Annotated in this window: 17 protein-coding genes and 1 pseudogene; 11 read left to right on the top strand and 7 right to left on the bottom strand. The window is 65.0% G+C overall.

The features are described 5' to 3' along the window. Positions 1-270 precede the first annotated feature (270 nt). On the top strand, positions 271-2436 hold the full coding sequence (locus tag BLV92_RS23100) for a TonB-dependent siderophore receptor (protein ID WP_090549386.1): 2166 nt from the start codon (positions 271-273) through the stop codon (positions 2434-2436). A gap of 61 nt (positions 2437-2497) precedes the next feature. Here BLV92_RS23100 and BLV92_RS23095 read toward each other — a convergent pair whose 3' ends face one another. The 5 genes and pseudogenes from BLV92_RS23095 to BLV92_RS23075 form a co-directional block, all read right to left on the bottom strand. Beyond that, positions 2498-2992 carry a molybdopterin-dependent oxidoreductase gene (locus BLV92_RS23095; protein ID WP_090549383.1) on the bottom strand — a complete coding sequence of 165 codons (495 nt, stop codon included), beginning with the start codon at positions 2990-2992 and terminating at the stop codon, positions 2498-2500. A gap of 160 nt (positions 2993-3152) precedes the next feature. Next, positions 3153-3356, bottom strand: a pseudogene (locus tag BLV92_RS33130) (2Fe-2S iron-sulfur cluster-binding protein); the annotation flags it as partial. A 551-nt stretch (positions 3357-3907) separates the two neighbouring features. Next, positions 3908-4681 carry a peptide-methionine (S)-S-oxide reductase MsrA gene (gene msrA / locus BLV92_RS23085; RefSeq protein ID WP_090549380.1) on the bottom strand — a complete coding sequence of 258 codons (774 nt, stop codon included), beginning with the start codon at positions 4679-4681 and terminating at the stop codon, positions 3908-3910. 54 nt (positions 4682-4735) lie between these two features. After that, positions 4736-6523 carry a cytochrome c biogenesis protein DipZ gene (locus BLV92_RS23080; protein WP_090549378.1) on the bottom strand — a complete coding sequence of 596 codons (1788 nt, stop codon included), beginning with the start codon at positions 6521-6523 and terminating at the stop codon, positions 4736-4738. 293 nt (positions 6524-6816) lie between these two features. Next, positions 6817-7323, bottom strand: a complete 507-nt coding sequence (locus tag BLV92_RS23075) for a GAF domain-containing protein (RefSeq protein ID WP_090549375.1) — start codon at positions 7321-7323, stop codon at positions 6817-6819. A 213-nt stretch (positions 7324-7536) separates the two neighbouring features. Here BLV92_RS23075 and BLV92_RS23070 point away from each other — a divergent pair, with 213 nt between their 5' ends. Further along, a complete protein-coding gene (locus BLV92_RS23070; RefSeq protein WP_090549372.1) occupies positions 7537-8280 on the top strand; it encodes an SDR family oxidoreductase in 744 nt (247 codons plus the stop codon). Between the two features lie 104 nt (positions 8281-8384). On the opposite strand, the gene BLV92_RS23065 is transcribed toward BLV92_RS23070, so the two are convergent. Continuing rightward, positions 8385-10577 (bottom strand): TonB-dependent receptor, encoded by a 2193-nt coding sequence (locus BLV92_RS23065; RefSeq protein WP_244283896.1) that lies wholly within the window; start codon positions 10575-10577, stop codon positions 8385-8387. Positions 10578-11432: 855 nt separating this feature from the next. Here BLV92_RS23065 and BLV92_RS23060 point away from each other — a divergent pair. Genes BLV92_RS23060 through BLV92_RS23020 form a run of 9 tightly spaced genes read left to right on the top strand, consistent with a single transcriptional unit; the run spans position 11433 to position 18118 of the window. Then, entirely contained in the window at positions 11433-12287 is an 855-nt protein-coding gene (locus BLV92_RS23060; protein WP_090549366.1) for an ABC transporter ATP-binding protein, read from the top strand. A gap of 50 nt (positions 12288-12337) precedes the next feature. Beyond that, a complete protein-coding gene (locus BLV92_RS23055) occupies positions 12338-13123 on the top strand; it encodes an ABC transporter permease (RefSeq protein WP_373681906.1) in 786 nt (261 codons plus the stop codon). A 26-nt stretch (positions 13124-13149) separates the two neighbouring features. Further along, positions 13150-13989 carry an IclR family transcriptional regulator gene (locus tag BLV92_RS23050; RefSeq protein WP_090549362.1) on the top strand — a complete coding sequence of 280 codons (840 nt, stop codon included), beginning with the start codon at positions 13150-13152 and terminating at the stop codon, positions 13987-13989. A gap of 53 nt (positions 13990-14042) precedes the next feature. Continuing rightward, complete coding sequence (locus BLV92_RS23045; RefSeq protein ID WP_090549359.1) at positions 14043-14396, top strand: hypothetical protein; 354 nt, start codon at positions 14043-14045, stop codon at positions 14394-14396. Next, complete coding sequence (locus BLV92_RS23040; protein ID WP_090549357.1) at positions 14393-14614, top strand: recombinase-like helix-turn-helix domain-containing protein; 222 nt, start codon at positions 14393-14395, stop codon at positions 14612-14614. The genes BLV92_RS23045 and BLV92_RS23040 overlap by 4 nt, the downstream gene beginning before the upstream one ends. Positions 14615-14655: 41 nt before the next feature. Next, a complete protein-coding gene (locus tag BLV92_RS23035; RefSeq protein ID WP_090549355.1) occupies positions 14656-15672 on the top strand; it encodes an aromatic ring-hydroxylating oxygenase subunit alpha in 1017 nt (338 codons plus the stop codon). Further along, positions 15669-16109 carry a RidA family protein gene (locus BLV92_RS23030; protein WP_090549352.1) on the top strand — a complete coding sequence of 147 codons (441 nt, stop codon included), beginning with the start codon at positions 15669-15671 and terminating at the stop codon, positions 16107-16109. The genes BLV92_RS23035 and BLV92_RS23030 overlap by 4 nt, the downstream gene beginning before the upstream one ends. Positions 16110-16156: 47 nt before the next feature. Next, positions 16157-17116 (top strand): PDR/VanB family oxidoreductase, encoded by a 960-nt coding sequence (locus BLV92_RS23025; protein WP_090549349.1) that lies wholly within the window; start codon positions 16157-16159, stop codon positions 17114-17116. Positions 17117-17140: 24 nt separating this feature from the next. Further along, the gene (locus tag BLV92_RS23020; protein WP_090549346.1) at positions 17141-18118 is read left to right on the top strand and encodes a VOC family protein; all 978 of its coding nucleotides are present in this window, start codon (positions 17141-17143) and stop codon (positions 18116-18118) included. A gap of 27 nt (positions 18119-18145) precedes the next feature. On the opposite strand, the gene BLV92_RS23015 is transcribed toward BLV92_RS23020, so the two are convergent. Further along, a complete protein-coding gene (locus BLV92_RS23015; protein ID WP_243842513.1) occupies positions 18146-19102 on the bottom strand; it encodes an AraC family transcriptional regulator in 957 nt (318 codons plus the stop codon). Positions 19103-19245: the final 143 nt, after the last annotated feature.

Genomic DNA, 19245 nt, shown 5'->3' with positions numbered 1-19245 from the left:
TATGTCCGCACATATTCAGCAAATTACGGTTGATAAGGGTCTAATCATGATAGGGGTAAACCCTTATCAACGCGTGTAGAGCACGGTTCGACGGAAGTGCTGCGGCGAAAGGATCGACACCCCCACCTGTCGGATCGTTGACACAAAACCTTCTATTGATAACGATTATCGTTTACAGCATAATTCGGGCCGCATTCGAATCCCTGGGATGCCACACGATCCCGCTCCGCCTAATCCAGCCACGTTGTCTGGTCTCGCCGCTCCGCCGCCATGCCTATCGTCAAGTCGTCCCAATCATCGGCACGCCGCCGCCCGCTTCACTGGGGCGCCCGCGCGCTCTTCTCGGTCTGCGTATCCGGGCTGGCCCACACGGCCGCCGCGCAGTCGTCCGGAAACGATACGAACACCGAAACGACCGCTTCGCAGTTGCCGACCGTCAAGGTCACCGCCGCGGCCGAAACCGAACCGACCGTCGGCTACCAGCCGCGCACGAGCAGCGTCGCGAGCCCGACCGGGCAGCCGATCGTCGACATCCCGCAGGCCGTCGCCGTCGTCAGCGGACAGGTGATGGAGGACCAGCAGGCGCGCTCGCTCGACGACGTGCTCGGCAACGTCAGCGGCGTCACGCAGACCAACACGCTCGGCGGCACGCGCGACGCGTTCATCAAACGCGGCTTCGGCTCGAACGACGACGGCTCGATCCTCGTGGACGGCATCCGCACGCCGATCCTGCACAACTACCTCGTGACGGCCGACCGCGTCGAAGTGCTGAAGGGGCCGGCGTCGCTGCTGTACGGCATCCAGGAGCCGGGCGGCGTCATCAACATCGTGACGCGCAAGCCCGAGGACGAATTCAGCGGCTCGGTGTCGGCGACCCACACGAGCCACGGCGGCAACGGCGGCAGCTTCGACCTGACCGGGCCGCTCGGCGGCGTCGGCCAGGTGGCGGGCGGCACGCTCGCGTTCCGGCTGATCGGCGAGGACAACACGAGCCAGTACTGGCGCAGCTTCGGCCGCCAGCGCGACGCGCTGATCGCGCCGTCGCTGGCGTGGCACGACGCGAACACGTCGATCGACGTCAGCTACCAGTACGTGGATTACACGACGCCGTTCGACCGCGGCACGGTGCTCGTGAACGGCCGCCCCGACGACGCGCTGCGCTACACGCGCTACGAGGAGCCGTGGTCGCAGAGCAGCGGCATCCAGGAAACGTTCCGCGCGCGCGTCGAGCACCGCTTCTCGGACCAGTGGAGCGTGCGCGGCACGTACGGCTGGAGCCGCGACCGCTACGACCAGTACCTGACCCGCGGGATCTCGTTCGACGACACGACCGGCCTGATGCGCCGCTCGTCGGACGCGAACCTCGGCCGCAACGACTCGGACCAGGTCGCGACGGTCGGCCTGCTCGGCAACCTCGGCATCGCCGGCATGCGCCACGACCTGTATTTCGGCGGCGAATACGAACGGCAGCGCAGCTTCCGCGGCGACACGGTGCGCGGCGCCGCGACGGGTGGCTTCGACCTGTTCGATCCCGTGTACGGACTGCTCGCGCCGGGCGGCAAACCGAGCGCCACGCAGAGCGACAACCTGTCGAAAGTCCACACCTATTCGCTGATCGCGCAGGACACGGTCCATCTGACCGACCGCCTGATCGCGTCGGCCGGCGTGCGCTGGGAGGACTGGCACCAGATGTCCGGCGTCGGCCGGCCGTTCACCGTCAACGACGATTCGCACGGCAATACGTGGCTGCCGCAGTTCGGGCTGGTCTACCGGATCGCGCCGTCGCTGTCGGTGTACACGAACTACAGCCGCTCGTTCGTGCCGAACGTGTCCGGCGACGCGGTCGAGCCGCTCGCGCCCGAACGCGGCCGCGTGTACGAAGCGGGCCTCAAGTTCGACCTGAAGCCGGGCATCACCGGCACGCTCGCGGTCTATCAGATCGACAAGCGCAACGTCGCGGTGACCATCGGCGACGTCACGTCGACGATCGGCAGCGCGCGTTCGCGCGGCGTCGAACTCGACGTGGCGGGCCGCGTGACCCGCCATCTGAGCCTGATCGGCAGCTATGCGTACACGAACGCGGTCGACGAGCAGGACAACACGCCGATGGTCAACGCGCCGCGCCATTCGGGCAGCCTGTTCGCGGTCTACGACACGACGCTGCCGTACGTGTCGGGGCGCTGGCGCTTCGGCGGCGGCGCGCGTCTGGTGGGCAACCGGCCGGGCGACACCGCGAACAGCTTCACGCTGCCGGGATATGTGGTGGTCGATGCGTTCGCCGCGTACGAAACGAAGATCGGCAGGATCCCGACGAAGATCCAGTTCAACGTGAAGAACCTGTTCGACAAGACCTACTACCCGTCGAGCAACAGCAACCTCATCATCGCGGTGGGCGAGCCGAGGCTCGTGATGCTGACTTCGACGTTCTCGTTCTAGGCGTGGGGGATCGGGCGGGCGGTCGCGGTTCGGTTGCGTCGCCCGATGCCGATAGCGCGGCTTACGGCGCGAGCACGCGCGTCTCGATGCGCGCGAGCCGCTTCAGGTGGCGCGGCGCCGGCACGAGATCGGCGCCCGAGAACAGCACCGGCGCGCCGTCGTCCTCGTCCAGCGCGTTGCCACCGCATTCGTAGGCGACGACCGCCTGCTGCCCGACCGGCGTGTTGAACAGTTCGTGCCACGAAAAGGTGACCGCATAACCATCGTGGCCGACCGCCAGAAAGATCATGCGCTTGAAGTCGCCGGGCGCGTCGCAGCGCAGGCCGGCGTGCTGAAGTAAATCGGTGAGCAGCACGCCCCGGTACGGTTCGACCGTGCGGATGAAACGCTGGGTGGTGTAGCAGCGCAGATCGAACGGCGCACACGTGACGGCCGGAAAACACCGCAGCGCGTCGAGCGAAATCGCCTGCGGACGCAGCACGCAGCCCGTGAGCCGCAGCGTGCCGGGAAGGTCGATCTCTTCGACGGCGCGGCGGGCGGTCTGTGCGATGTCCATGGTCGGAGTCTCCTCGATGGGCGGCGGGCGTGGCGGGCGAAATATCCTCGCGTATATTACGCCGCGATGCGCGGGTCATCCAGTTCGGCCCGCGCATGACGCTTCGCCTTCGAAGATCCAGCGTCAGCGCCGCGGACCTGGCCCTCGGACAACACAGCGCGATCTGCGTATTGGCCGCCTTTTCGGCGTCCGATTGCACCGTGTCCCGATGATCCGGCTCGCCGTCCAGCACGCCGGTCAGGCACGCGTCGCACATCCCCTGCTCGCACGACAGCGGCACGTCGATGCCCGCGTCGAGCAGCACGTGGGCGATCGAGCGGTCGGCCGGAATCGCGAACGACTGACCTGTCGAGGCGAGCCGCATGATGAATGCGTCGCCATCGCCGCCTGCGCCGGCCGACGCAAACGCTTCCGTATGCACGTGCGTTTGTGATCAGCCTCGCGCAAGCGCGGCTTCGCGCAGGTGCGCCATGAAGCCGGCCGGCCCGCACACGTAGAGGCGCGTGTCCGGTGGCCTGCGCCTGACGGCGGCGGGGCAAGTTGTTCGCGACGCTGCTGCAACGCTGGAACAAGGACTACGCGCGTGCGCTCGCGCAACTGGAGGAGTTGCAGGGACTCAAGCGCGGCCAGGTGCAGAGAGCGATCATCGACGCGCTCGCCAGCAACCGCGAAATGGTGCACACGTATGCGCATCTAACCGAACGCATCCGGATCATCCGGCGTCTCGACTTCACCGACGACGCGCGGATCACCGCCGCGTTCGAAGCGCAGCCGCTGCATCGCGACGGAGTGCGCGCGCCCGACGATCATGATCTGCTGTTCGCGCAGCCGTTCCGCGCGGCTCGCGCTCGCTCTCTAACGGGTGTTGGGGCGGTCATCGTGCGATGCCCGCCCGTCGCAAACGCATACGAAAACTCAGCTTGCCGACGCCCTGACCGACGTATCGACCAGCACCGGCTGCTCGCGATACCGCGCCGGGAAAAGCCGCTTCAGGTCCGCGAGCTTCGGCATGTCGTTGATCGCGATATACGACGCATCCGGATGCAGCGTCAGGTAGTTCTGGTGATACGTCTCGGCCGGATAGAACGTGCGATCCGCTTCGACCGTCGTAACCGGCGACGCGGAGAACGCGTGCCCGTCGCGCAACTGCGCGAGGTACGCGCGCGCGATGCGGGCCTGTGCGGGCGTCGTCGGAAAGATCGTCGAACGATACTGCGTGCCGACGTCCGGCCCCTGGCGGTTCAGTTCGGTCGGATCGTGCGCGACGGAAAAATAGATCTGCAGGATTTGCCCGTAGCTGATCTGGCGCGGATCGAACGTGATCCGCACCGATTCCGCGTGACCGGTCGTCCCCGTGCTGACCGTCTCGTACTGCGCGGACGCGCGATCGCCGCCCGTATAACCGGACACGGCGGACGTCACGCCCCTGACGTGCTGAAACACGCCCTGCACGCCCCAGAAGCAGCCGCCCGCGAGCACGGCCGTCTCGAACGGCGGCGCGCCGGTCGAGGCATCCTTTTCATCGAGCGTCGGCGGCGGCACGACGCGCGCTTCGCCGGCGAGCACCGGCGGCTGCACGAGGGCGGCCGCGGCCGCAAACAGGGTCACGGCCGCGAGCAGCGGCCAGCGCCAGCCGAAACGGCGACGCGACGTACGGGACGTGCGGGAAAAGCGGGAGGCTTCTTGCATGGCGGTTGCTCCATGACGTGACGAGACAGGACAAAACACGGCCGGCGCATTCGCCTAGCCGAACGTGAACGAATAAGCGTGCACGCCGGGATCCAGGAAGCGGATCTCGAACGTGCGGTCCGCGACGGCTCCCTGCTGGCGGATCAACTGATACAGGCGCTGACCGGTCACCGTGCCGTAGCCGTTCGCATCGACGTCCGCGCCGTGGTCCGCGCCGGGCGGCTTGCCGTCGACGGTCACGCGAAAGCGGACCGGCTTGCCGTCGCCCGCCGGGCCGAGCACGAGGTGCAGGTCGCGCGCATGGAAGCGATAGACGATGCCGCCGCCGGCGCGGTCGAGATCGGCATGCTCCGCGCCGAGCGTCCACGTGCCGGCCAGCGCCCACTGGTTCAGGTCGAGCGGACCGGCCGCGTAGTCGTGCGGCCGGTCCGCGACCGGCTCGCCCGGCGACGCGAAGCCGTGCGCGCGCTCGTAGCCGAGATAGGTCTCCGGCGACTGCATGTCGTTCATCGCGGGCGGCGCTTCGGCGCCAGTGCCGGTGTCCGTGACGAAACCCGCGGGCAGATCGCGCGCGCCGGCCTCGGTCAGCAGTTGCCGGATGGTTTGTTCGGATTCCCGGTAATCGCCTTCGCCGAAATGGTGATGGCGGATCTTCCCATTGGCATCGACGAAATAGTGCGCGGGCCAATACTGGTTGTCGAACGCGCGCCAGATCGCGTAGCGATTGTCGATCGCAACCGGATAGTCGATCTTCAGGTCGGCCACCGCGCGCCGCACGTTGCCGATGTCCTTCTCGAACGCGAACTCGGGCGCATGCACGCCGATCACGACGAGTCCGTTCGCGCGGTACTTGTCGGCCCACGCCTTCACGTACGGCAGCGCCCGCAGGCAGTTGATGCACGAATAGGTCCAGAAATCGACAAGCACGACCTTGCCGCGCAGCGCGGCGGCCGTCAGCGGCGGCGAGTTCAGCCATTGCACCGCGCCGTCGAGCGACGGCAGTTCGCCTTCGACCGGCAGCGCGGCGGACGGCGCGTGCTGCGCGGCGCGCATCGACGCGCTCGCCTGCATCGACGCGGAGCCTTGCATCGACGCGGACGCCATGTGATCCGACGCGGGCCGCAGACGGTCGAGCAGTCCCTGTTCGAGCTGGTTCGTGCCGGCGAGCGACAGCCGCGCGAGCACGCCGGTATCGGCATGGAGCGCGATCGCCGCGACGCCCGCGAGCACCGCGATGCCGAGCCCGCGCCGGATCCATTCGCCGACGCCGAGCGAACGCTTCATCGCGGCGAACACGCGTTGGCCGGCGATGAGCGCCAGCGCGAGCGACGTCGCCGCGCCGGCCGCATACGCGAGCAGCAGCAGCGACGTATGCACGCTCGCGCCTTGCAGCGCGGCGCCGGTGAGGATCAGGCCGAGAATCGGGCCGGCGCACGGCGCCCACAACATGCCGGTCGCGACGCCGAGCAGCAGCGACGCGCCGAAACCGCCGCCCGCGCGCTGCGGATCGTCGGCCGACGCGGACAGCCGCGCGCCGAGCGCGACAACCGGGCGCGACAGATAATCCGCGAGCGAAGGAAACAGCAGCGCGACGCCGAACACGGCGAGCAGCACGAGCGCCGCGATGCGCCCGTACTGGTTCGCCGCGACGGCCCAGCCGCCGCCGACGGCGGCCAGCGCGCCGACCGCGCTGAACGCGATGGCCATGCCGATGAGCAGCGGCAAGCCGCTGCGCACGAACGGCCGCTCCGTGCGGGCGAACACGAACGGCAGAACAGGCAGGATGCAAGGGCTGACGATGGTCAGCACGCCGCCAAGCCAGGCAATCAGGAACAGGGGCATACGGGCGTCGCTCCAGGGCGTCCGCGCGCCGTCGATCGGCGCTGCGGACAACGGTTGTCAGAGGGAGAACACCGGAGGGCGGCGGTTATTCCGCGCCCGGTCTCGCGACGACAGCGTCGCACGTTGCCGGTCTGGCCGTTCGGACGTCGCTCTGATGCGTATTCGTCGAAACGGCGCGGAGGGTTGCAGCGGAACACGGCTTCGCACGGAGCGAAACGAAGCCGGTTATCAGGGGGAGACGAAGATGAAACCGTGGAAGCAGCCGATGGCTTCCGCGACGGCCTAAGCCGGCGTCAGCGGGCGATCCCGCGCCAGCCGAATTCGACGAACGTGCGGCACAACGCTTCCATGCCGGCCGCGTCCGCTTCGTCGAAACGCGCGAGGCGCGGGCTGTCGACGTCCCATACGCCGATCAGCGCGCCGTCGGCGGCGACGAGCGGCACGACGATTTCCGATTGCGATGCCGAATCGCATGCGATGTGGCCCGGGAACGCATGCACGTCCGCGACGACCTGGGTCTGCCGCGACAGCGCGGCCGTGCCGCAGACGCCCTTGCCAAGCGCGATCCGCACGCACGCCGGTTTGCCCTGGAACGGGCCGACCACCAGTTCGGCGCCGTCGAAGAAATAAAAGCCGGCCCAGTTCAGGCCGTCGAGCGAATTGAACACGAGCGACGAGAAGTTGGCCGCGTTCGCGACCGTATCGGTTTCGTGCTCGATCAGCGCGCGCGCCTGGGCAACGAGCGTTTCATAAAGCGCGGGTTTGGACTCGGGCAGCGTGTCGGAAAGCGTGAATGTCATGCGTATCGATCGAAGTGTGCAGCGGGAAAAATTCGCGCCAAAATGCGCGCCAGCCGTTATGGTGCCACGAGCGCGGCCGGCGGCGCTGCGCGTCCCACTCGATCAACGCAAATCACGTACACTCACGCGCACCCGCGGCAAGCCATCGATCGACGATCAGGCAACGCGTAGTCAGCTACGCCGCACGAACCGCTCCCTTACGAAAACATCAGCATGGAAAACAGTCAGCTTACCCCCATCACGCTTCGGCAAAGCCGCGTCGTCGTCGCCGGCGGCACATCCGGCATCGGCTTCGCCGTCGCGGACGCCGCGGCCCGCGCCGGCGCCGAGGTCGTCATCGCATCGAGCAATCCGGAACGCGTCGCGGCCGCCCTCGCGCGCCTGCCCGAAGGCACGCGCGGCGAGTCGATCGATTTCACCGACGACGCGCAGGTCAGCGCGTTTTTCGCGCGCGTCGGCGCGTTCGATCATTTCGTCTACACCGCCGGCGAATCGCTGCTGCTGCAAACCCTCGCGGACCTCAGCATCGCAGACGCGCAGCGCGCGTTCGACGTGCGCTACTGGGGCGCGCTGCGTGCCGTCAAACACGCTGCGCCGCTGCTTCGCGCGGGCGGCTCGATCACGCTGACGAGCGGGGTCGCGTCGTCGCGTCCGCTGCCCGCGTGGACGGTGCCGTCCAGCATTCTCGGCGCGATCGAATCGCTCACGCGCGCGCTCGCCGTCGAGCTGGCGCCGCTGCGCGTCAACGCGGTCGCGCCCGGCGTGCTGCGCACCGCGCTGTGGGACAACATGACCGACGCGGACCGCGCGGGCCTGTACGAATACATCGCGGAGAAAATGCCGGTGCGGCGCGTCGGCGAAGCGGCCGACGTCGCGCAGACGTATCTGTACCTGATGCAGCAGGGCTTCAGCACGGGACAGGTCGTCGTCGTCGACGGCGGACACGTGCTGGTTTAACGCGCAACGGAACAACGGCTCGCGCTATCCGCGAGCCGTTGTTCAGCCTGCCGGGCTTTCGTCGCCGACCTGAATCGGCAGACGAAGGCCCTTTTTTCTGCGCGCTAGAAATTCGCGTGCAGGTTGACGAACGCGCTCAGCGATTCCCCGACGTACGCGCCCGCCGCGTTCGCGGCGACGAAGTAACGCCGGTCCGTGATGTTGTGGACGTTCAGATCCACGCCCCAGCGACGCGCTTCATAGCCGAACGCGGCGTTGGCGATCACATACGACGGAATCGAGTTCACGTTCGTGATGTCGCTATAGCTGCGGCTGACGTAGTTGACCCCCGCGCCGACGTGAAAGCCCGGCATCCCGGCGATCGAGAACGCGTACGTGGTCCACAGGTTCGCGATGTACGCCGGCGCGCCCTGCGGATGATTGCCGACCGACGTGATGCCTTGCGGGTTGTCGGTGATCTTCGCGTCCTGCGCGGTGAAGTTCGCGATCACGTGCCACTGCGGCGTGAGGCTCGCATCGAGCGACGCTTCCGCACCCTTCGTCCGCTGGCTGTCGAACACGACGCTCTCGACGCCGCCGATCGTCGTCAGCGCGGCGACGTTGTCGCGCGACACGTCGAACAGCGCCGTGTTCAGCACGTACCGGTCGTCGAGGAACGCGAACTTGACGCCCACTTCGTATTGCAGCGCGGACTCGGGCGCGCCGATGCCGTTCTGCGTGTTCTCGGAGTTGAAGTTCGCCAGATGGCTCTTCGACACGCCGAAATACGGCGACAGCCACGGCAGCGCCTTGTACAGCACGCCGACGTTCCAGCTCACCGGCGCGTCGTTGCGCGAGTCGGTCACGCCGGCGACGAGCGGCTGCCCCTGGGTGTCGAACCGGCCCGGCACGGAGATGCCCGGCGTCAGCGACGTGTCCCACCAGTCCTTGCGCACGCCCGCGCGCAGCTTCAGCTTGTCCGTCACGTCGATCTGGTCGGTCGCGTACACGCTGTAGTAGTTCGCGACGAGGTGATCGTTGTCGCACGAATGCTTCGCGTCGCACAGGAACGTCAGGCCCGCCAGCGACGTCTCCGGCGGAACCGGATTAAACGCGTCGGGAATGTTCGGCAGATCGGCGGTCGTGCGTTCGGTGTCGATCGTCTGGTGCTGATACTCGAAGCCGGTCAGCAGCGTGTGCCGGACGCTGCCGGTCCCGAACCGCCACACGGGCTCCAGTTGATAGTCGAAGCTGTTGTCCGAATCGTCCTGCTGCCGAAGCTGTCTGCCGACGACCTCGTTGCCGCTCACCTTCGTGCTCGTGCTGTCGCCGTTGCCCAGCACGTCGAGGCTGCGATGCAGATACGAGAACCGGTTGTTGATGGTCAGGATGTCGCTGACCTTCCATTCGTCGGCGACCGTCGGGCGCACGTAGTTGCCGCGCGCGAACGCGAACGGCGTCGAATACTTCGAGTCGATCGGCACGTTCGTTATCGGCGACCCGTGGAAGTAGATCAGGCCATATGAATCCGGGGTCTCGTGAATGTTGCGCGCGTCGATCGAAAAGTCGATCTTGTGGTTCGCGGTCGTCCATTCGAGTTCCGGCCGGATTTCCGCGTCGCGGCTCGACAGGCCGCGAAAGCCGTCCGAGCGCGACGCGGTCGCGTCGACGCGATAGTTCAGGCCCGCGATGCCGGTCGGCCCGGTCACGTAACCGCTGCCGCCGACCGTGCCGAACGAGCCCGACTGGAGGCTCGCGCCGGCATGGAACTCGGACGACGGCGTGTAGTGCACGATGTTGATCGTGCCGCCGGGCGGTCCGCTGCCGAACAGCGCCGACCCCGGCCCTTCGAGCACCTCGATGTGCTCGACGCCGTTCAGCGAATGCGAGATGCCGCCGAGCAGATCGCCATCGGAGAAACCGTCGTTGTAGACCTGCGCGTTCAGCCCGCGAATCAGGAAGTGATCGTAGTAGCCCTTGGTGTCCTGACCGCCGACGTTCACGCCGCTCGCGTTGGCGACGCCGTCGCGGAGCATCATCGCGCCCTGCTCGTTCAGCAGCGCGCGCGGAATCACCTGCACGCTGGCCGGCAGGTCCTTCAGTGCGGTTCCGGTCTTGCTCACGCCGACGACCTGGTCCGGATCGTTGACGTTGTCGGCCTGCGCGGCCGGCCCGGAGACCGTCCCGCGCACCTGCACGGGCGGCAGCGTCGGCGCGTCCGCCGCAGCGGGCTTCGCGGCGCCTCCGGACGGCGCCGGCTGGGTCTCCTGAGCGAGCGCCGTGTGCGCCAGCGCCACGGCGAGCAGCGAGCCGGTCAATCCCCTGCTCGTGCGCTTCCGAAGCCTTTGGACATCGATTCTTTTCACTTCTGATTCTCCGGTTGATGAGTGTGCTGCCGGACTGTCCGTCGTCGGATCCGCGTTGCGGCAAGCGCGCGCCATCCAGGCATCCATTCTCGGAATAGCAATCATTACTATTTGTGAGCACACGAATGGACGTGAACTGGCGTGTTGGCCGCCTGCCCCGCGGTGGTCTCGCGAAGGACTCCCCTGCTGCCGTCCGGCTTCCCTCCGCCGATCGCAGACTGCGGATTCGCATCCGGACAGCCCGCCAGCGCGGAAAGGACTTCTGACAGCCTCGTTCAAACGAACGTGATCCGGGCTTTATTCCAGCCTCATCCGTTTATTCATTACTGCCGGTTACAAAACGCCCGAGGACGACGCCCGCCTGGCTTCGGCCGACACATGCCCGCGACCCATGAGGGCCGCTCCCGCAGCTGCCTCACCGTCCCCAATAAGCAGGGACGGCGTCCTTTTTGACCGAACCACGATGGATGAAGAGCGGCCCGGTCACGACCCTGAACAGTCGCTCGCTCCGCCCTCAAGCCGCTGTTTGACTTGACGTGCATCTCCTGATAGCGACGGGGCATCCGGCAGTAAAAAGCCGCGAACGTCAGGTTTCGATTTCAGCGGACGCAAGCTTTTGGCTCCGATTGTCCCGTCGCTACCTGTAAAGCCAGGACGATCGGCAACCTATTCGGGAAGCTCGGCCATTGGCCGTCATTTATTGGCCACAAAGAATCCCCTCCATCGCACCACCGCTGATCGATCTGCCGATTAACCCTGGGAAAAGCTGCGGTCCCTATATGCAACAAACTGACGTGAGGCAATGCAATGCTTTGGTTCAATAAAATCGAGGACCACGCCTCCGCCCTTGCGCCACTGGCTTCAGCGGCCAGGTCTGTCGAGTGCGCGGTCGAATTTCGCCATGTCACCCGACGTTTTCCGGCAAGACATGGCAACGCGCAAATGACCGCCGTCCAGGATGTCTCCGTTGCGATTCGCAAGGGCGAGGTGGCCTCGCTGATCGGCCCGAGCGGCTGCGGCAAGAGCACGCTGCTGAACATGGGCGCGGGCCTTTACATGCCGACCGAAGGAGAGGTTTTCGTCGGCGGTCGGCGCGTTACCGGACCTTCGCACGACGTGGCGTTCATGCTGCAGAAGGATCTGCTGATGCCATGGCGCACCATTGCTGAAAACGTCGAGCTTGGCATCCAGATTCGCGGCGTGCCGCGCGGCGAGCGTCGCGCGAAGTCGGCGATCTTGCTGGAACGTTGCCATCTCAAGGGCTTCGAATCGCACTATCCGCATCAACTGTCAGGCGGCATGCGTCAGCGCGCGGCATTGGCGCGCACACTCGCCGTCGAGCCTGACGTCCTGCTCATGGACGAACCGTTCTCGGCGCTCGACGCGCAAACCAAGATGGTGTTGCAACAGGATCTCGCCCAGATGCTCGCCACCGAAGCGAAAACCGCGTTGCTGATTACGCACGATCTCGCCGAGGCCGTCGCATTGTCCGATCGCGTATTCGTCATGAGCGAACGACCCGGCACCATCATCGAGGAAATCCTGATCGATCTGCCGATGCGCGATAACCCGCTTGAGCGCCGCAAGCTCTCGGCCATGAACGGCTACATCGCCAGGTTGATGGATCTATTGAAAGTCGGCAGAGAAGATCACCTCGGCTGATTCAGACGACCAGCGTTTTCAGCATTCACCCAGATACCGGACCCAGCCAGATGATGCGCACGACTCTCAAACTGAAGATGATGACCGGCAGCCTGATGCTGCTCGTCCTGTTCCTGATCGGCTGGCAATGGGGGCCGGCGGCGCTCGGCATACCTGAATTCGTGCTGCCGAGACTTTCGTCGACCTTCAACGAAGCCATTCGCATGCTGAACAGCGAGAACCTGATGATGCATGCCGGCGTCACGGCGCTCGAAGTCGTTGCCGGATTCGTGATGGGCTCGGCGCTCGGCGTGACGATTGGCGTGGCGCTGGGTCTTTCGCCGACCACCGAAACGGTGCTGTCGCCGTACATACTCGCGCTGCAGATCGCGCCCAAGGTCGCATTTGCACCGCTGTTCGTGATGTGGATGGGCTACACCGTTTATCCGAAGATCGTCGTCGCGGTGCTGATCGTGTTCTTCCCGGTCATGATCAACGTGCTGGGCGCGGTTCGGGCGGTCGACCCCGACATGGTCAACCTGGTGCGCGCCATGTGCGGAAATCGCTGGCAGGTGTTTCGGCTGGTCGAGTTTCCGTCCGCGATGCAGGCGCTGTTCGCGGGCCTGCGCATCGCCTCGACGCTCGCCATCATCGGCGTCACGGTCGGGGAACTGGTGGGCGGCGACAAGGGGCTCGGCTTTCTGCTCGTCTACGGCGAGGGGCAAGGCAATACCGCCATGGTGTTCGTGTCCATCGTCGCGCTGACGATCATCGGGATTCTCGCCTACGCGGCAGTCGTCTGGCTTGAGAAGCGCGCGCTGCACTATCTGCCCCGCGCCAGCATGCGTACTGTCTGAGCGGGTCAGCCATTGAGCCGATCATCATGACTGACTACAGCGGCACGATCCGGCGCGCGGTCCGCACCGGCCAGCCCCCACTCGTGCGCAGCCTCGAACGCGGCCTGCGCATTCTCGGCGAGTTCTCCTCGCGCGAGACCTTGCTCAGCGGCTCGGAACTGGCACGGCGTCTAGGCATGCCCCGTACGACGGTGTTTCATTTGCTGCAGACGCTCGAATCGTTCGGCGTCCTCGAACGGTCCGGCAACGCGCGCGGATACCGGCTTGGCGTGGCTGTCCTGCGTCTGGGTTTCGAATCGCTGAGCCCGCTCGATTTGACGGATTTCACCCAACCCGTGCTCGACAAGCTGCGCGACGCAACCCGCCTGACGAGTCACGTCGTGATTCGCGAAGGCCGCGACGTCGTATTCGTTGCAAAGGCACAGAGCCGCGCCCCCCTCTTCTCGCTCGTGAAAATCAATGTGGGGACGCGCCTGCCGGCGCACGCAACGGTGCACGGCCAGGTGCTCATGGGAGACATGACGTTGCGCGAACTGGCCGCGCTGTTTCCCGAGGGCGAGTTGAAACAGTACACCCCCCGTACGCCGCGGTCTGTCGAAGCCTTATATGAGGTTGTGCGGAAAATCGCGCAGCGCCGCCATGCAGTGAGCAGGTCGTCGTTCGAGGACGGGATTTCGGTCATCGCCGCACCCGTGCTTGATGAATCAGGGCGTATTGCTGCGGCTGTCGCGGTGACGATGCCCCAGGCGGAGACCGGTTCGAGCGATTCGGAGAGCGGTCTGATCGAGCAGGTATGCAAGGCCGCCAGCGATCTTTCGCTGTGGCTGAGCTTTCGGCCTCGCGCCCGTTCGCCGGCACGAGCGTAGCGACGCTGCGCGGCCGTCAAAGTTTTCTTACCAACCGGCTTTGGTCCATTGATATGAGCGAAACAAAAAATCCCGGCCCGCAGAACGCGCCGGCTGAAACGATGCTTCTGACGGTGTTCCTCAAGCACGACCAGTCGAACAATCTCGACGCGTTTCAGTCTCGCCTGAAGGCGGCCGACTGGTGGGAACGCTTCCCGCCCGAAGGCGTCAAGGTGATGTCATGGACCGTCGCAATGGGTTTCGGCCAGATCGTCACGCTGGAATTGCCGCCTGCATTGCTGCCGGTCGTCAATCTTGAACTCGAACGTTCCGCATGGGGCGTCTTCCGCACCGAATGTTATTCCACCTACGACTTTTTGCCCGTGCGCGAGCGCATTCGCGAACGGGTACGCCAGGGAGGCCAATGATGGAGCGTTATCTTGAACCGCATCAGGCTCGCATGCGTGAGCCGTCGCAATACGAGAACCTGCTCGGCGATTCGATCGAGCGCGCCTACGCGAACGGATTGCACGATCTCGCATCGCTGGTGGGTTATCTGAACGACGCGGGACCCGGCCCGCAAGTGGGAGTCCGGTGGACCGAGGCAAGCTTTGCCGCCGAGATGAAGCGGCTGGCAGCGGACTAGACGCGCCGCGACAATCGATTTCAAAGGAACAGGCGATCGACATGAATGCCCCTGAAGACACCGTTGAGGCCGTGCTCGAAAACGGCCTGAAGAATCTGTGGTTCCCCCTCTGCCCGTCGGATTTCATCGGCAAGGAGCCCATATCGCTGCGACGGCTCGGCAAGAAGCTCGTGCTGTGGCGCGACGCCGACGGCGCGGTGCATGCGCTGGAAGATCACTGCCCGCATCGAGGCGCCCCGCTCTCGAAAGGGATCGTGCTGGGCGATCGCATCGCATGCGGCTATCACGGCGTTCAGATTCGCGCGGATGGCGTGGTGACAAGCGTACCGGGCAGTCCGGGCTGCAAGCTGGAAGGCTCGCGCGCGGTGCAGTCGTTTCATGTCAGAGAGTCGAACGGCGCCGTGTGGCTCTATAACGCGCAGGGGAACATCGACGAACCGCCACCGCTGCGCTTGCCGGAACAACTCACGTCCGGCGAATTCTCTTCTTTCCTCTGCTACACCGAATGGAACGGCAGTTACCGCTACGTGCTCGACAACGTGATGGACCCGATGCACGGCACGTATCTGCACAAGCAGTCTCATTCGATGGCGCTGGGGGACCAGAGTGCGAGCTTCCGCATTCGCGACACCGAAACCGGTTTTGTGTTCGAGAAAGAAGGCCAGCGCGACGTCAATTTCGACTGGACCGAATGGGCCGACACCGGCGTCCACTGGCTGCGTCTTGAGATCCCCTATCCGAAAACAGGCGGCCCGGGCGGCAATTTCATCATCGTCGGCAGCTTCACGCCGATCTCGGCGAACCAGGCCGCCGTATTCCACTGGCGCTGCCGCAAGGTCGATGGATGGCAACGCGACACGTGGCGCTTCCTCTACAAGAACCGTCTGGAAGCGCGCCACTGGGCCGTGCTCGAACAGGACCGCGACATGCTCGAATTCATGGAGGCGGACGCGAACCAGCGCGAACACCTGTATCAACACGATATGGGTGTTGTCAAACTGCGGCGCCATTTGAAAAGTCTTGCCAAGGCCCAACTCGAAGAGGCGGCGGCCCAATGAGCGACGTCAGACTCAACGCGAGCCGTATCGTCGCGGCCGGCGTGCCGGACCTCGACCACGCGACATGGACCAACGGCATTCGCATCGGCAGCGAACTGGTGCTCTCCGGCATGACCGCGCATCCGGCGACAGTAACCGCGAATCAACCGATCTCCACCTACGAGCAGGCGCTGATCGTGCTGAACAAGATCAAGTCGCTCGTCGAGGCCGAAGGCGGCTCGATCGCGAACATCGCGCGGCTCACGGTCTACGTGACGGATATCGCCGACAAGGACCAGATAACCCGTGCCCGTCGCGTTTTCTTTGCCGGACTGGGCGCCTATCCGACGTCGACGCTCGTGGCCGTGTCCGGCCTTGTCTTTCCCGAGCTGACTGTCGAGATCGAGGCGAGTGCGCGGCTCGATTTCGATCTGCGGCAGATCCGCCCGCCACAATGACCTGAATTTTGGCCGCGCCGCCGAGCAAAAGGCGGCGCGGAACGAATATGAGCAGCAATGAACTCCTGCAGGCCCGCATACGCACCTTGCGTTATGAAGCGGAGGGCGTACTCAGCGTCGAATTGATACCGGCACAGGGCACACATTTTCCGAGGTTCGATCCGGGCGCCCATGTCGATCTGCATCTCCCCAATGGATTGACGCGCAGTTATTCGCTGCTCAATTCATGCGACGAGGTCGACCGTTATGTGCTGGGAATTCTCTCCGACCGGCAAAGCCGCGGCGGCTCGCGCTACGTGCACGAAAATTTCCGCTGCGGCATCACGCTGCCGGTTGGCGTACCCCGCAACCACTTCGCACTCGACGACAGCGCCGAGTCGACCGTGCTGATCGCGGGCGGGATCGGCATTACGCCGATTCTCTGCATGTATCGTCGCTTGCGCGAAGCGGGTAAGGCCGTGCGGCTCGTGTACTGCTCGCGCAGCCGCGCGCAGGCCGCGTTTCTGGATGAACTCGCCATGCTGGGCGGAGACATTCATCTCCATTTCGATGATGAAAACGGCGGCCAGCCGTTCGACCTGGCAGGATATTTCAAACAGCAACCCAGGACGATTCACGCCTACTGTTGCGGCCCGGTTGTGATGTTGAACGCGTTCGAAGCAGCGTGTCATGCGAGCGGAATCGAGCATGTCCATGTCGAGCGCTTCGCGGCGGATCAGGCAGCGGTGCAAGCGCCGAAGAATGGCTACACGGTGGAGCTGGCAAAGAGCGGCAAGACGCTCGACGTGCCCGCCGGCAAGACCCTTCTCGAAACGCTGCTCGAAGCGGGTATCGAAGTCGAATACAGCTGCGCGGAGGGAATCTGCGGGGCGTGCGAAACGCGCGTACTTGGGGGGTGCCCGGAACATCGCGATTCGGTCCTGAGCGCCGCTGAAAAGGCCTCCGGCAAAACGATGATGATTTGCGTGTCCGCCGCGAAAAGCGGCACATTGGTTCTCGATCTCTAGCGGGCTTCGGCCGCACGGAACAGTATGACGATACTTGGCATCGAACAGATTACCTATGGCGTAACCGACCTTGCATCCTGCCGGCGCTTTCTCGCCGACTGGGGGCTGCGCGAAGTGGATTGCACGGAGCGGTCCGCATACTTCGAAACGCTGAACGGTTGTCGCGTCCACGCCGTCGCGCACGACGATCCGTCGTTGCCGCCGGCGTTCGAAGACGGGCCGACCCTTCGCGAAGTCACGTGGGGCGTCGCGACACGCGCGGAACTCGACGCGTTGCGTGGCCGCTTCGCCGGTAGAGCCGGACACTTCGAGCACGACGATGCAGTGGGCTGTATCGATCCCAACGGGCTGGCGATACGTATCGAGGTTACCCGCAAACGCACCATCGATCAGCAAGGCTCGCCGGCCAATCCGTGGGGATATCCCCCTGCGCGGATCGATACGCCGGGCCCGGTTTATCAACGCGCGGAACCGGTCGAGGTGGGGCACGTCGTGTTCTTCACCGATGCGCTAGCCGGGACCGAGGCGTTTTACCGCGAACTGCTGGGTTTCGAAATATCGGACCGCTACCCGGAGCGTGGCACATTCATGCGCTGTTCGCCACACGGCGGTCACCATGATCTCTTCCTGCTTTCCCTGCCGGGCGGCAAGCGCGGACTCAATCATGTCGCGTTCACCGTCCGCGATATTCACGAGGTATTCGGCGGCGGATTGCACATCAGCCGTTGCGGCTGGAACACGCAATTGGGGCCGGGCCGCCACCCTATTTCATCGGCTTATTTCTGGTACTTCCAGAATCCCTGCGGCGCCCTGATCGAGTATTACGCCGACGAGGACTACCTGACGCCGGAGTGGCAGCCGCGCGAATTCGAGCCGGGGCCGACCACGTTTGCGGAATGGGCGGTGGACGGCGGCCTCGACGGTCACTCGCGGCGACAGGCCGGAGCCGCAAAAAACCTCCGGGCTGCGTTCCTCACCGATCGCAAGGCGCCAGCAAGCTGATTCCGTCCACGCGAAAGAGACGCCGCGTCAAGGCCGTATGCCGTCGCGCGGATCGCTGTGGTGCGACGCGTACGCCCCCGGCGAGAGGCCGCACCATCGCTTGAAGGCGCGCGTGAAGGACTTCTCCGATTCGTAACCGACACGCGAAGCGATTGTCGAAATGCGCGTGGGCCGGGCGGTCAACTCATGGGCGGCGAAATGCATCCGGACATCGGTGACATAGGCCATGGGCGCCATTTCCACCAGCTCGGTAAATCGCGCAGCGAATCTCGAACGCGACATGCCGGCGGTCTCGGCGAGCGTGGACAGGTTCCATGCCGAACCCGGATCGCGACGGATCGCCAGAATCGTCTTGCCGATCTGCGGATCGAAGAGTCCTCTGAGCCAACTGGCGGTGGTCTGCGAATGCTGGAATACGTGGGCGCGGATCATCTGCACGAACAGCACATCGGAAAGCCTCGCTGCGGCGATGGTCCATCCCGGCTGGCATGACATGGATTCTTCGATGAAGGTTTGCAGCGTCGACTTCAGCCACGGTGAAACCGCCGGATCGTCGGCGCGAATGTGGATGAGCGCCGGCAGGATGCCGAACAACGGATGACGCTTTGCATTCGGAAACCCCACGATGGCCGTGTGCAGCTCGCACGCCGCGCCGCCGCCGCCCGCTTCGAATTCGAGCGGCGTGTCGTATTTGGGCACGAGGCCTTTTTCCGCCAGAATCGAATTGAAGGAGATCGGCGGGTGATCGGGATCGGAACTCATGCGATGCCAGTCGCCGTGCGGCAGCAAAACGACGTCGCCGGGTTGAACGAGTACCGGGGACTGTCCCTCAAGAGACAGGTAATACGGCGCGCCCCTGCAGATACGAAATGGGACGCCCTGCACCGCATCCTTGTCGAACGACCAGGGCGCGCGCAACGTGAAGTGCCCTGTCACGACCGCGTTGGCGTGGAAATCCTCCAGGTACTCGTTCAACTGATCCACAACTGACTCCATTCGATGCAGCACCGCGCCGGCACGTCAGGATCGCCCGGCTCCGGGCGTCTGTCGATACGGTTCTCCCACTATGCCCAGCTTAGCCGGACAAAATTTGCGGGAGGCGGAAATCGTCGCGAGCCGGAGTCCAT

Source organism: Paraburkholderia caballeronis (assembly GCF_900104845.1).
Lineage (GTDB): Bacteria > Pseudomonadota > Gammaproteobacteria > Burkholderiales > Burkholderiaceae > Paraburkholderia > Paraburkholderia caballeronis.
The sequence above is the reverse complement of the archived record's forward strand: the minus strand, read 5'-3'. Positions and strand labels throughout refer to the sequence as shown.